Genomic DNA, 13340 nt, shown 5'->3' on the forward strand with positions numbered 1-13340 from the left:
GTGAGCGGGCACGAGCGCGCGGTCCTGGACGCCTGGCTGGCCGGCGGGAGGTTCGGCCTGCTGCTGGTCGGCGACTCCGTCTCGCGCGCGGAGGTCTGGCGGACGCTGCGCGGGGAGGTGGACCGACCGGTCACGTTCGGTCCGGGTACGGACCTGGCGGCCCTGCACGTGACGCCGGACCCGTGGGCGTCGCTGCACGGCGACGGGCCCCCACCGGGGCTGCTGACGCGGGCCGCCGGCTCGGCGCTGCTGCTGCCCGCCGCGGACCTGCTCGACTCCCCGCGCGCGGCGGCCGTGGCGGACGCCCCGCGCCTGCTCGCGCAGGCCCCGTCTCTCACGGACGTGCCGACGGCGCTCTCCGACCGGCTGACGGCCGTCATCGACGCGGATACCGTCGCCGCCGCCGGCGGCGGCCGTGGAGCCCGGGACGCCGCGCCGCCGGCCGCCGGGGACGTGGTGGCGCTGCTGCACGGTCACGGTCTGACGTGCCATCACCTGGACGTCGGCGCCACCCGGCTGGCGGTCTCCCTGGCCGTTGCCGGCTACCCGGACCCACTCGGAGCCGTCGAAGCGGCGGTCTGCACCCCCCGCTCCGGCACGCCCCCACGGCCGCGGTCCACGCCACCGGACGCCTCCCCTCCGGAGCCTCGCGACGACTCCGGCCCGGCGGAGCAGACACCGCCCGGCGACCAGGACGGGACCGCCGAGGGGACCGGGACCGCCGAGGACGCGTCCACCGGCGACGACGGCCGGGCTACGAGCCGAGGCCGGACGGGCGCCGCGGATTCCGGGGAACGTGCCGATGGCGGACCGGACGGTACGGGCGGAGGCGGACCGGACGGCCGCGACGGCGGCGGCACGCAACCGGCCGAGCCACCGGCGGCGGGCCCGCCGGCACGTACCCCCGAAGCCCTGCCCGGGCGCTTCCGTACCACCCGCGGCGTGCTCGACGGACGGCACGGCGCGCCTGGCGAGCACCCCCTGCGCGGACGGCCCCGGCGCACGGTGCCCGTCGCCCGCGCGGCCGGGCGCCCGGCGATCCTGCCGACCCTCGCCGCCGCCGCACCCTGGCAGCGCGCTCGGGGCGCCGCCGGCGGCATCGTCCTGCGCCCCGAGGATCTGCGCGGACGGCTCCGGGTGCGCCACGGCGGGCGGCTGGTCGTCATCGTCGTGGATGCCTCCGGTTCGATGGCGCGAAGCGCGATCCGTACCGCGAAGGCCCTTGCCCTGGCCGCCCTCGACACCGCCTACCGGGACCGCTCCACGGTCACCGTCGTCGTCGCCCGCGGTCCCCGCGCCGTCGTCGGCCTGCCGCCGACCCGGTCGACGGCCCGCGCCCGGACGGCTCTGCGCGCGCTTCCCACCGGCGGCGGCACCCCGCTCGCCTCGGCGCTGCTCCTGGCCGCCGAGACCGCGCGCCGCCACGATCCGTCCCAGGTCGAGGCCCTCGTCCTCACCGACGGCCGCGCCAACGTGCCCCTGCGTCCGGGCGGCGACCCGCGGGCGGACGCCGAGCGCGCGGCCCGCCGTCTGGCAGCCGCCTGCTCCCGTGTCGTCGTCGGCGACCCCGCACACCGCTTCACCCGTCCCCGGCCCCGCGCCGGCTGGCTGGAAGCGGCACTCGCCGTCGAAGCGCCCGTGCGCACCGGGCACTGAGCGCGGCCCCGCCGCCCGCAGGTGCACGCCGCAGGCCGAGCGCCACCGGGTTCAGGTCGACGGCGGCGGCAGGGCGTCCATGTACGGATTCGGCGGCTGGGCGATGCGCCGCAGCCGCTCGACGGCGAGCGATCCGCGGGGGCCCGGCATCCCGGTGACGGTCACCCAGGCGTCGGCGGGCGGTGCGGCGGCGCCGCGCACGGGCACCTGCAGCGCCTGCGAGTCGGCGGCGCAGCAGGTGACGACGAGCCGGGTGAGCCGCCAGCCGGCACCGCTCTTCTCCGGAGTGACGAACCCGACCAGTTGCACCGTGCGGCCGCGCATGCTCGCCGGGTCGGCGCCGGAGCGTTCGAGGAACTCGGTGAGCGTCAGGGGCACCACCGCGCCCTTCGGCAGCGGCGCGAAGTGCGGACCGCCGGCCTCGACACGCTTGGCACTCTCCCGGTTCGCGGTGTACGAGCCGAGCGCGGGAGGCGCGAAGGCGAGCATGGCGAGCGCGGGAGGCACCAGCAGCCAGGCGACGCGCGGAGCGGAGCCGTGGTCGTGCACGGCCCCGGCCCGCGGGTGCCCGTCGTGCGCGATCGGTGCGGAGGGGCAGCCCGCCGGGGTCCGCTTCCGCAGGCCGGCCAGCGCGGTCAGCACCAGCAGCACCCCGGAGGCGATGAGGAAGGGCCGCAGCCCTTCCTTCACGTAGCGCAGATAGACGTCGCCGAAGAGCGTGATACGCAACACCCCGGCGCCGGCAAGCAGCAGGATGAGCGCCTGCACCCGGCTCCTCACAGCAGCCACCACCCGGTCACGGCCGCGGCGCCCACCGCGACCACCATGGTCGCCGCCGAGAAGCGAAAGGCGAAGGCCCGGCCGAAGGTGCCCGCCTGCAGGGCGATCAGTTTCACGTCGACCATCGGGCCGACGACCATGAAGGCCAGCCTGGCGGTCGGCGAGAAGCCGGTGAGCGAGGCGGCCACGAACGCGTCCGCCTCGGAGCAGACGGCGAGGACGACGGCGAGGCCGGCGAGGAAGAGGACCGAGAGCCAGGCGTGGTCGGCGAAGGCGTCGAGCACGGACTGCGGGACGGCGACGTTGAAGGTGGCGGCGGCCGCCGCACCGAGCACGAGGAAGCCGCCGGCGTGCAGGAAGTCGTGCTGGAAGCCGAGCCGGAACGCGGTCAGCCGGCTCTCCCCCTCCCGGTGCCCGGCGTGCCGCGCGGGCATCCGCAGCCACCGCTCCCGGCCCCAGCGCAGCCACAGCCACCCCATCGCCGCGGAGGTGGCGAGCGAGGCGAGCAGCCGGGCGGCCACCATCTCCGGCGCGCCGGGGAAGGCGACCGCGGTGGCGACCAGCACCACGGGGTTGACCGCGGGCGCCGAGAGCAGGAACGCGAACGCCGCCGCCGGTGTCACCCCACGCCGGATCAGGCTCCCGGCGACCGGCACCGACGCGCACTCGCACCCGGGCAGCACCACCCCCGCGGCGCTCGCCACGGGCACGGCCAGCGCGGGCCGGCGCGGCAGCACGCGGGTGAAGACGTGCGCCGGCACGAGAGCGTTGATCGCGCCGGAGACCAGGGTGCCGAGAACCAGGAACGGCACCGCCTGCACGGCGATGGCCACGCAGACCGTCTGCCAGGCCCGGAACGCCGGATGCGTCAGCCAGCCCTCGGTCCCCACCGCCCAGAGGCCGGCGAAGGCCGCGCAGACGAGCCCGCCCGCGACGAGGACCGCCGGCGAGGCTCGCCGCCGCCGTACCGGCGCAGTGGTGACGGTCACGTCCTCGGCAATACCCACCAGAGCACCATAACCAGCAAATATGCCTTAATCGGCCACGTACCGGCAGAGCATGTCGCGCGACCACGCCCCCGCGAGCGCCCGAAAGGCCGGTCACACGCCTGCCGCACGCACCGAGGGGCCGGCGGGGTCCGCGACCGGACCCCGCCGGCCACGGGCCGAGCCGGCGATCAGGCCCGCGGCGGCAAGGGTCGCCGCGCCGGTGGCCAGACCGGCGATGTGCAGCCCGCGCACGAAGCCGTGAGCGTACTGTTCGCTGCCCACACTGGACCCCGCCTGGGCGGCGACGATCAGGCCGAGTACAGCCACGCCCAGCGCCGTGCCCACTTGCCGCGTGGTGCTGATGCAGGCAGCGCCGAGCCCGGAGCGCTGCACCGGCAGCGCCGCCACCCCGGCCAGTTGGGTGGGGCCGATGGACGCCCCCATGCCGGCGCCGAGCAGGACGGACAAGGCGGCGAACGGCCAGAAGCCCGTGTCCGGCGCAAGCAGCGCCAAGCCGGCGAGGGCCGCACCCGAGAGCGCGTAGCCGGCGGTCATCACGGTTGTCGTACGGAAGCGGGCGCACAGCCTGGTGGCGAACGGGGAGACGGCGCTGAGACTGAGGGTCAGCGGCAGGAAGCGCAGCCCCGTCGACATGGCGGAGTGCCCCTGGACCTGCTGGAGATAGAGCGAGAGCAGGAAGAACACGGCGCTGGTGCCGAAGCCCAGGACGAACGAGGCGACGTTGGGCACCGTGAACCGGGCGTCGCGGAAGAGCCGCAGGGGCAGCATCGGCGGGGCGCCGTGCCGTTCGGCCAGCACGAAGCCCGCGGCGGCGACCGCCGCCACGGCCAGCGAGGTGAGGGTCTGCGCGGAGGACCAGCCGTACTCCCGGCTCTCGATCAGCCCGTACGTGAGCGTGCCCAGCATCACCAGCCCCAGGACCTGCCCCGCGGGGTCGAATGCCGCGTGCTCCGGGTCGGAACTCTCGGGGATGGCGCGGACGCCGAGCCACAACGCGGCCAGGCCCACCGGCAGGTTGATGACGAAGATGCCGCGCCAGCCCACCGCGTCCACCAGAAGACCGCCGAGCAACGGCCCTGCGACGATCGCGGCCCCGGCGACGGCGCCGTTGATCCCGAGCATCCGCGCCCGCGCATGCGGCTCCGGAAACGCCTGGACGAGATTCGACAGCGTTCCGGTGAACACCAGGGCCGCGGCCGCGCCCTGCACCGCCCGCGCGGCGATGAGCCCTCCGCTGGTGGGCGCGGCGGCGCAGGCGATCGAGGCGAGGGTGAAGACGGCCACGCCCGCGAGGTAGGCGCGCTTACGGCCCCAGCGGTCGCCGACCGCGCCGCTGGACAGCAGCAGCGCGGACAGCGGCAGGGTGTAGGCGTCGACGATCCATTGCATGCCCGACGTCCCGGTGTCCAGATCAGCGCCGATGTCGGGCAGGGCGACGGTCACGATCGAGACGTCGAGCAGGGCGATGAACGCGCCGAGCATCAGTCCGAGGGGTAGCCGCCAACCAGGGCGTGCGGGCATGAGCGGTCCTTTCGACAACGGTTTTCATTGCGGCGGGACCACGGTGCTACCTAAAGTCGACTTGATGTCAAACAACAACCGCAACGGCGATGGCACGGCGTCGTATGGCGTCGGCGAGGTGGCGACCCGTTTCCAGGTCGCCGTCTCCACCCTGCACTGGTGGGAGAAGCAGGGACTTCTCACGCCGGCCCGCCACGCGGGGCGGCGGGTGTACGGCGACACCGACCTCCGCCGCATCGCACTGATCCAACTCCTGCAGGGCACGGCGATGATGAGCCTGCCCGAGATCGCCGCCCTCCTCGCGGGCGGCACCGCCGACCGCGACTGGCGCACCGCGGTGGGGCAACGACTGGCCGTGTGCGACGAGCAGTTGGCACGGCTCACCTCGGCTCGCGCCTACCTGGCCCACATGCTCACCTGCCCGAGCGAGCATCCCGTGGACACGTGCCCCTATCTTGCGGAGGAGATCGACGCCTACCTGGCGATCACGCCGGACGGCTGAGGAAGGGCACCGACACCAACTGGGCGTTCGAGGCCGAGGACACGTACACCCTCACCTTCCATGCGGGCGGCACGAACGCGCCGGTGGCGACGAGGACGATGAGGCCGCCGGCGGCGAGGTTGCGGTGGTACGACACCGCCGGGCACACCCCGGTGCTCCTGACGGGCGGCCTGCTGACCGTGGCCGCCTCCCTGGCCGCGCTGGCCGTGCCCGGAGCACACCGGCTCTCCGACCCCCGGCCGCGCGGGCGGGCGGAGGTGACGAAGCCGTGAGCGGCGCCCCGGATCCGGCCGCCGTGGCCTCGGTCACCCGCACCTGGGAGGGGCGGGCCGCGCGCTACGACCGCTACTACCGTGCCTACGCGGAGGCGGGCCGGGACGTATGGCGAGCGCTGTACCGCGACGCGATCGCCGCGCTGCTCGGCCCGGCTGAGCCGCCCCTGCGGGTGCTGGACGTGGGCACCGGCACCGGCTTCGCCGCGGTGTTGCTCGCCGAACTGGGCCACGAGGTCACCGGCATGGACGCCTCGGAACGCATGCTGACGGGAGCCCGCGCCGAAGCCGCACGGCGCGGCGTCACCATCCGATGGCGCCACGGCGACGGACACACCCCGCCGGAAGGCCCGTACGACCTTGTGACCTGCCGGTACGTGCTGTGGACCCTGCCGACGCCCGAGGCGGCCCTTGCGGCATGGGCCCGGGCGCTGCGCCCCGCCGGCGCGGTGCTGATCGCCGACGGCCTGTGGCACACCGCCCGCCAGCTACTCCGCTTCCCCCGGCTGCTCCCCGGAGCCGCGCGCGACTACCTGGGCATGGGACGGACCCTCCCGTACTGGCGCGGCATCACGGCCCCCCAGACGGCCGCGCTGCTGCGGCCGGCCGGGTTCGGCCCGCCGCGACACTTCGAGCACCTGATGCCCCCTCGCCAGCACCGCGACAGCAGGGACTTCTTCATCATCGGTGCAGGACGGGAGAAATAGGACATGATCAGTGCGGCTGACGTGACCTTCGCGTACGACGGAACACCGGTGCTCGCCGGCGTGGGCCTCGAAGCCCGCTCCGGCGTCGTCGGACTCATCGGCCCCAACGGCAGCGGCAAGACCACGTTGCTGCGCATCCTGTACGCGGCGCTCGCCCCGCGCGGCGGCAGCGTGCTGGTCGACGAACAGCCGGTCACTTCCGTCCCCCACCGCGAGCTGCCCCGGCGGATCGCCGTGGTGGCCCAGGAGGCCCCGCCCGAACTCCCGGTCACCGTCGCCGACATGGTGCTGCTCGGCCGCGCGCCCCACCGCTCGGCCTTCCAGGCGTACACCGCCGAGGACCACCGCATCGCCGCCGCCGCACTGCGCCGGGTCGGCATGCGCGACCTCGCCGACCGCAACGTCGCCACCCTCTCCGGCGGCGAGAAACAGCGCACCCTCATCGCCCGCGCACTCGCCCAGCAAGCCCACCACCTGCTGCTCGACGAGCCCACCAACCACCTGGACATCCACTACCAGCACGAGGTCCTGCACCTGGTGCGCAGCCTGGACGTCACCACCGTCGTCGTCCTGCACGACCTCAACCTGGCCGCCCGCTACTGCGACCACCTGGTGCTGCTCGACGAGGGCACCGTGGCCAGCGCCGGACCCACGGCCGAGGTCCTGACCCCCGAGGTACTCGAACCCGTCTACCGGGTGTCCGTCCGCACCCTCCAGGACGAGGACTGCGTGCAACTCGTCTTCCGCCCCCGGGCTCCGGCCACCGCCACGCTCCAGGAAGACGGTCAGCGATGACCCACCTGGCCCGTGCCACACGGGCAGGTCGGCGGCGCTGCGGCCGGGGGGTGGGCCGAGAAGGACTCAGATCACCGGGCGAGGACGAGGTTGTGCAGCGGGGCGATGCCGAGCATGACGTGGTGAACGCCGTCGCCTTTCGGCCGGCAGTCGCGAAGGATCTTCCAGCCCTTCAACCGGGCGGAGACGTGCTCTACGCGGGCACGGACCCTGCGGCGCGAGGCGTTGTGTTCCTCCTTCCAGGCCGGTACCCCGGTAGTTCGCAAGGGCATACCCGAGTACTCCGATGTCGATGCCGGCCCGCACCCGAACCGGGCCTGGGCGCGCCGCGGCGCCCGCGCCCAGCGCCTGGAAGCCGACCCCACCACTGCACCGGTGGCCTCCTGGATGTTCGCGCAACGCCGCGCAGGCAACAGCAACGCGCGCATCGCCCGCTGGAACCCGGCCCACCGCTGCCGCCACGGCCGCACCAGCGCCACCGGCCCCGGCACGGACCTGCCCCGCAACACCTACATCCGTGAGGACCGCATCCTGGGCCGCCTGCCCGCCCTGCTGCTCCGCCTCACCGAAGGCGACGAGCCGACAGATCCCGAAGCGGCTGCCGCCCGGCTGCGGGCCGGGAACGTGACGTTGACCTACGACCCGGCGGACCAGACCCTGACCGCCGGCACCCCGACGAGAGAAAGGATCCGCATCTGCTGAGCAGCGCCCCCTCCACCACCGGGGACGGGCTCAGCAAAATGCACCCGTCCCTCACTCCAGGTGAGGTCCGGGTGCCGATCACGCCTGCCCCCGAATCCGCGATCATGGGGCGATTATGTGTCCGAGGGGCAAGTTGACCACTACACCCACGCCCTCGCCCAGAGAGCACGGCTACCGTTGGGTTGATCGACCCGCGACGCCGAGGCGGTGGGCCGTGAGACGAGAACCCACAACCAACGAATATGAGTCCACCCGCAGCCGTTCCGACGGTGACGCAGAATCCCAGTGTGCCCCCGTCCGTCCAGGTGCGGCCGGGGCCGCATGACGTGCGGTCCCAGCCTGACCCACCCCATCCGCAGTCGTCCGTTCACTCAAGACCCACGCAAAGCGAAGACCGGGGACCCGCGCACTCCCCTGAGACATGGGCACGCACTCCGTGAATGACGGGACGATCGCAAGACGAATTCGGTGTGCGGCCCCCTCTGCGGTGGCCCGGCGCTTCCTGACGACGCGGTTCGGACCACCGCACTGCGCTCACTCGTAACGCTCGCCCTTCTCCGCCTTGGCCAGCAGCGAGGCGGGGGGCTCGAACCGCTTCCCGTACCTGTCGGCAAGTTCCCGGGCGCGGGCGGCGAACCCGGCCGGGCCGCCGCGGTATCCGTTGATGTACTGCAGCACACCGCCGGTCCATGCGGGGAAGCCGATGCCCAGGATCGAGCCGACGTTCGCGTCCGCCACCGACCGCAGCACGCCCTCGTCCAGGCAGCGGACCGAATCCAGCGCTTCCGCGAAGAGCATCCTCTCCTGCATGTCCTCGAACGGGATCTCGCGGTCCCGTGCGGTGAAGTGCTCGTGCAGTCCGGGCCACAGACCGGTGCGCTTGCCGTCCTCGTACGCGTAGAAGCCGGCGCCGGTGGAGCGTCCGCCGCGCTCGAACTCGTCGATCATGCGGTCGACGACTGCCTCCGAGCCGTGCGGGCTCCACTTCCCCCCCTCGGCCAGGGTCGCTGCCTTCGTCTCCTCGCGGATCTTGCGCGGCAGGGTCAGGGTGAGTTCGTCGAGGAGCTGCAGGGGCGGTGCCGGGTAGCCCGCCTGCGATCCCGCCTGCTCGATCGAGGCGGGCTGGAGCCCTTCGCCGACCATCGCCACCGCTTCGTCGATGAACTTGCCGATGACGCGGCTGGTGAAGAAGCCGCGACTGTCATTGACGACGATGGGCGTCTTGCCGATCTGCCGCGCGATGTCGATGGCCTTCGCGACCGTGGCGGCACCGGTCTTCTCACCGGTGATGATCTCCAGGAGCGGCATCTTGTCGACGGGCGAGAAGAAGTGCAGGCCGATGAAGTCCTCCGGGCGCCCGACGCCTTCGGCAAGTCCGGTGATCGGCAGCGTGGACGTGTTCGACCCCAGGACCGCGTCCGGCGCCACAACGTCCTCGATCTCCGCGAAGACGCGGTGCTTGAGCTCCGGGTCCTCGAAGACCGCTTCGATGACCAGATCGCAGTCGGCGAGGTCCGCGGGTTCGGCGGTCGGCGTGATGCGGGCGAGGACCTGGTCGGCCTTCTCGCGGGACATCCGCCCCCGGGCCACGGCCTTGCCGAGCACCTTCTCGGAGTACTGCCTGCCCTTGGCAGCCGCTTCGGGCGAGACGTCCTTGACGACGACCTCGAGACCGCCACGGGCGCAGGAGTAGGCGATCCCGGCGCCCATCATGCCGGCGCCGAGCACGGCCACCTTGCGGGCGGTGTGCGGCGCGTGGCCCTCGGGGCGGCTGCCGCCGGAGTTGATGTGCTGCATGTCGTAGAAGAACGCCTGCATCATGTTCTTCGCGACCTGGCCCGTCATCAGCTCGACGAGGTAGCCGGTCTCGATCTCCAGGCCCGACTCCAGGTCGACCTGGGCGCTCTCGACTGCCGCGGAGAGGATGTTGCGCGGTGCCGGCATGTTCGCGCCCTTGAGCTGCCTGCGCAGATTCGCCGGGTAGGCCGGGAGGCTGGCGGCGACCTTCGGGTGAGAGGGGGTTCCGCCGGGGATGCGGTACCCCCTTTCGTCCCACGGCTGCGCGGCTTCCGGATTGGCCTTGATCCATTCACGGGCCTTGGCCAGGAGCTCCTCCGGCGTCTCGGCGAGCTCATGCACGAGGCCCTTGGCCAGCGCGTCCTGGGGCCGGTACTTCTGGCCCTGGAGGAGGACGTTCGTCAGTGCGCCTTCCAGGCCGAGCAGCCGGACGGTCCGGCTCACGCCGCCGCAGCCGGGCAGCAGCCCCAGGGTCACCTCGGGCAGGCCGATGCGGCTGTCCGGTGCGTCCAGGGCGATACGGAGATGGCAGGCGAGCGCGACCTCGTAGCCGCCGCCCAGTGCAGAGCCGTTCATGGCGGCGACGACCGGCTTGCCGAGCGTTTCGAGACGGCGCAGTTGCGACTTCAGGACCCGGCAGAGGTCGGTGACATCCTCGGGGTTCTCGGCCTTGCTCATGAATCCGACGTCACCGCCGGCGAAGAAACTCTTCTTGGCCGAGGTGACCACCACGCCCGTGATGCTGTCCTGCTCTGCCGCGAGCCGGGTGACGGTGGCCTCCATGGAGTCCACGTAGGTCTGGTTCATCGTGTTGACCGACTGATCCGGGTCGTCCATGGTCAACACAACGATCCCGTCGGGGCCTTGCTCCCACCTGATCATGCGGTTTTCCTGCATGGGTACGGCGTTCCTTCCGGGTCGGTGCGGGATCTCAGAGGCGTTCGATGACGGTGGCGATGCCCATGCCACCGCCGGCGCACAGGGTCACCACGGCCCGGCGGGCGGAGCGGCGCTCCAGCTCGTCCACGACGGTGCCGACGAGCATCGCCCCGGTGGCACCGAGTGGATGGCCCATGGCGATCGCTCCCCCGTTGACGTTGACCTTGTCCCAGGGCAGCCGCAGATCCTTGACGTACCTGAGCACCACCGCGGCGAACGCTTCGTTGAGCTCGAACAGATCGATGTCGTCGACCGTCAGCCCGGCGAGGTCCAGCGCCTTGCGGGTGGCCGGGGCGGGGCCGGTGAACATGATCGTGGGATCGCCCCCGCTGACCGCCGCGGACACGATGCGGGCACGGGGCGTGAGGCCGGACTCGGCACCGGCCTGCTCCGTGCCGACCAGAACCAGCGCCGCCCCGTCGACGACTCCCGAGGAGTTGCCCGGGGTGTGGACGTGGTCGATGCGTTCGAGCCAGTGGTACTTCTGCAGGGCCACCGCATCGAAGCCCCCCAGGTCACCGATGCCCGCGAAGGAGGGCTTCAGCTTGCCGAGCGCCTCGATCGTCGTGTCCGGACGCGGGTGCTCGTCCTCGGCGAGTACGGTGACCCCGTTTCGGTCGCGGACGGGCACCACGGACTTCGCGAAGTGGCCGCCCGACCAGGCCGCCGCCGTCCGTCCCTGCGAACGCAGCGCGTAGGCGTCGACGTCGTCCCGGGTAAAGCCCTCAACGGTCGCGAGCAGGTCGGCACTGATCCCCTGGGGAACGAAGTCAGTGGCGTAGGCCGTCTCCGGGTCCGCGGCGATCGCTCCGCCGTCGCTGCCCATCGGCACGCGCGACATCGACTCCACGCCGCCCGCGATCACCATCTGCTCCCATCCGGAACGGACCTTCTGCGCGGCGAAGTTCACCGCCTCCAGGCCGGAGGCGCAGAACCGGTTGAGCTGGACCCCGGCCACGTGGTGGGGCAGTCCGGCGGCGAGCGCCGCGGTCTTGGCAAGGTCCATCCCCTGGTCGCCCACCGGTGAGACGACGCCGAGAACCACGTCGTCGAGCCTTTCGGGGTCCAGCTTCGGTTGGCGCCGGCCGAGTTCACCGATCAACCCGGTGACCAGCGACACCGGCTTCACGTGATGCAGCGAGCCGTTCCTGCCACGGCCGCGCGGGGTGCGGATCGCGTCGTAGATAAAGGCCTCGGTCACTGTCCTCTGCTTCCTGTGCGCGTGGACGTCTCCCCTTGGCCCGACCGCCGACGGGCCGCACACGCGGCTCGTGGACAGTCGGCGGGGCCAGGTAACCGTCTCTATTGGCGTTATGTCAACAGTGTGTCTCACATCGTTCCGCAGCATCTAGCATCCGCAGGCCTGGCGACTTGACCGGCAGGGCTGGCCCTATGTACAACCTATTGACAGTTCGACAATACTGAGTTCATCGTGAGGTCCGCTCAACGAGTACGTTTGCGGATCGCGATGAAAGGAGTCCGCCGTGGTCACCGCAGAGCGGCTGCACGAGTCCACCGCGGGGTTGACGATCGCATGCCTGCTGCGACGCAGCGCCCGGGAGTTCGCGGACCGGCCCGCGCTCACCTCCGGGATCGGGCCGGATGCGACGACGCTGTCCTGGTCGCGGCTGCGGGCCGAGGTCGCCGCCGTCACCCGTGGGCTGGCGTCGCTCGGCCTGGGCCGGGGCGAGAAGCTGCTCATCGCGATGTCCATCACGGCCGCCGGGCCGGACGAGCTGGCGCTCCACCCCGTGGTGCCGGCCGCTCTCGACAAGGCGGTCGCGGAAACAAACGGCGTCCTGGCCCGCGTCGAGCAGGTCGAGAAGCACCAGGTCATCGCCGGGCCCCGGACGCTGGAGACCGGTGAGCTGACGCCCAGGCTGAGCGTGCGGCGCAAGGTCATCGACCGGATGCACGCCGGGACGATCGAGACCCTGTACACCTGGATCCACCCTTCGGGCAGCAACCAGCAGCCACCGGCACGACGACAAGGAAGACGGCATGGGCGGTCAGCGCCAGACACCGCGACGCAGGATGGAGCCGGACGCCCGGCGCGCCGAGATCCTCAGCGTCGCCCGCAGGCTCTTCGGGGCGAACGGCTACAACGCCGTTTCCACCTCCGACATCGCGGCCGGGGCGGGCGTGGCCAGAGCGCTGATCAACCACTACTTCGGGGGGAAGCGGCAGCTCTACCTCGAGGTGGTGCGGCAGATGATGGTCGTGCCGGCCTCGGTGTCCGAGCGGCTGCCCCCGACCAGCCCCGAAGAACGCCTGTCGATCTGCGTCGACCGGTGGCTCGAAGTCGTCGAGCGCAACCGCGAGATGTGGCTGTCCGCCATCGGCCTCGAAGCCCTCAACGACCCGGAGATCGACCGGATCATGCTCGAGGCGGATGAGGTCGCGACCGACCGCATCCTCGAGGCCGCGATGATGACCGACATCACGGAGGGACGGCAGAAGCTCCGGGCGATGATCCGCGCGCACAGCGCCATGCTCAAGGCCGCCTCCCGGGAATGGCTGGTGCGCGGCACTCTCAGCCGCAGCGACCTGCACGTCATTCTGACCCGCACCGTGCTCCACCTGCTGAACACGGTCTTCCCCGCGCTACTGAGCGACGAAGAGTAGTGCGCCATTGACACTTTCCGCGGAGGAATACACA

Annotated in this window: 13 protein-coding genes and 1 pseudogene; 7 read left to right on the plus strand and 7 right to left on the minus strand. The window is 72.3% G+C overall.

Annotated elements, in window-relative coordinates:
* A complete protein-coding gene (locus O7599_RS04945; RefSeq protein ID WP_281620860.1) occupies nucleotides 1-1656 on the plus strand; it encodes a VWA domain-containing protein in 1656 nt (551 codons plus the stop codon).
* Nucleotides 1657-1707: 51 nt separating this feature from the next.
* Here the strand turns inward: O7599_RS04945 and O7599_RS04950 are convergent, their stop codons facing one another.
* The 3 genes from O7599_RS04950 to O7599_RS04960 all read right to left on the minus strand — a co-directional run bounded on the left by O7599_RS04950 (nucleotide 1708) and on the right by O7599_RS04960 (nucleotide 4967).
* Nucleotides 1708-2424: a TIGR03943 family protein gene (locus O7599_RS04950; protein ID WP_281620861.1), complete on the minus strand. Its 717-nt coding sequence runs from the start codon at nucleotides 2422-2424 to the stop codon at nucleotides 1708-1710.
* Between the two features lie 8 nt (nucleotides 2425-2432).
* Nucleotides 2433-3326 (minus strand): permease, encoded by an 894-nt coding sequence (locus O7599_RS04955; RefSeq protein ID WP_281623281.1) that lies wholly within the window; start codon nucleotides 3324-3326, stop codon nucleotides 2433-2435.
* A 210-nt stretch (nucleotides 3327-3536) separates the two neighbouring features.
* A complete protein-coding gene (locus tag O7599_RS04960; RefSeq protein ID WP_281620862.1) occupies nucleotides 3537-4967 on the minus strand; it encodes a DHA2 family efflux MFS transporter permease subunit in 1431 nt (476 codons plus the stop codon).
* Nucleotides 4968-5031: 64 nt separating this feature from the next.
* On the opposite strand from O7599_RS04960, the gene O7599_RS04965 reads away from it, so the two are divergent.
* Nucleotides 5032-5469, plus strand: a complete 438-nt coding sequence (locus tag O7599_RS04965; protein ID WP_281620863.1) for a MerR family transcriptional regulator — start codon at nucleotides 5032-5034, stop codon at nucleotides 5467-5469.
* Here the strand turns inward: O7599_RS04965 and O7599_RS04970 are convergent.
* Entirely contained in the window at nucleotides 5453-5605 is a 153-nt protein-coding gene (locus O7599_RS04970; protein ID WP_281620864.1) for a hypothetical protein, read from the minus strand. The genes O7599_RS04965 and O7599_RS04970 overlap by 17 nt on opposite strands.
* Between O7599_RS04970 and O7599_RS04975 the strand changes: the two genes are divergently transcribed.
* The 3 genes from O7599_RS04975 to O7599_RS04985 are packed head-to-tail and all read left to right on the plus strand — an operon-like array spanning nucleotide 5589 to nucleotide 7243.
* Entirely contained in the window at nucleotides 5589-5741 is a 153-nt protein-coding gene (locus O7599_RS04975; RefSeq protein WP_281620865.1) for a hypothetical protein, read from the plus strand. The genes O7599_RS04970 and O7599_RS04975 overlap by 17 nt on opposite strands.
* On the plus strand, nucleotides 5738-6448 hold the full coding sequence (locus O7599_RS04980) for a class I SAM-dependent methyltransferase (RefSeq protein WP_281620866.1): 711 nt from the start codon (nucleotides 5738-5740) through the stop codon (nucleotides 6446-6448). The genes O7599_RS04975 and O7599_RS04980 overlap by 4 nt, the downstream gene beginning before the upstream one ends.
* Nucleotides 6449-6451: 3 nt before the next feature.
* On the plus strand, nucleotides 6452-7243 hold the full coding sequence (locus tag O7599_RS04985) for an ABC transporter ATP-binding protein (RefSeq protein WP_281620867.1): 792 nt from the start codon (nucleotides 6452-6454) through the stop codon (nucleotides 7241-7243).
* Nucleotides 7244-7314: 71 nt separating this feature from the next.
* On the opposite strand, the pseudogene O7599_RS04990 reads toward O7599_RS04985, so the two are convergent.
* Nucleotides 7315-7500: pseudogene (locus tag O7599_RS04990) on the minus strand (IS5/IS1182 family transposase); the annotation flags it as partial.
* A gap of 130 nt (nucleotides 7501-7630) precedes the next feature.
* Between O7599_RS04990 and O7599_RS04995 the strand changes: the two are divergent.
* Nucleotides 7631-7945 (plus strand): hypothetical protein, encoded by a 315-nt coding sequence (locus O7599_RS04995; protein ID WP_281620868.1) that lies wholly within the window; start codon nucleotides 7631-7633, stop codon nucleotides 7943-7945.
* 534 nt (nucleotides 7946-8479) lie between these two features.
* Here O7599_RS04995 and O7599_RS05000 read toward each other — a convergent pair.
* A complete protein-coding gene (locus O7599_RS05000) occupies nucleotides 8480-10639 on the minus strand; it encodes a 3-hydroxyacyl-CoA dehydrogenase NAD-binding domain-containing protein (RefSeq protein WP_281620869.1) in 2160 nt (719 codons plus the stop codon).
* 34 nt (nucleotides 10640-10673) lie between these two features.
* Entirely contained in the window at nucleotides 10674-11882 is a 1209-nt protein-coding gene (locus tag O7599_RS05005) for an acetyl-CoA C-acetyltransferase (protein WP_281620870.1), read from the minus strand.
* An 800-nt stretch (nucleotides 11883-12682) separates the two neighbouring features.
* Here O7599_RS05005 and O7599_RS05010 point away from each other — a divergent pair.
* Nucleotides 12683-13306, plus strand: a complete 624-nt coding sequence (locus O7599_RS05010) for a TetR/AcrR family transcriptional regulator (RefSeq protein WP_281620871.1) — start codon at nucleotides 12683-12685, stop codon at nucleotides 13304-13306.
* The last annotated feature ends 34 nt before the right edge of the window (nucleotides 13307-13340 follow it).

Source organism: Streptomyces sp. WMMC500 (assembly GCF_027497195.1).
Lineage (GTDB): Bacteria > Actinomycetota > Actinomycetes > Streptomycetales > Streptomycetaceae > Streptomyces.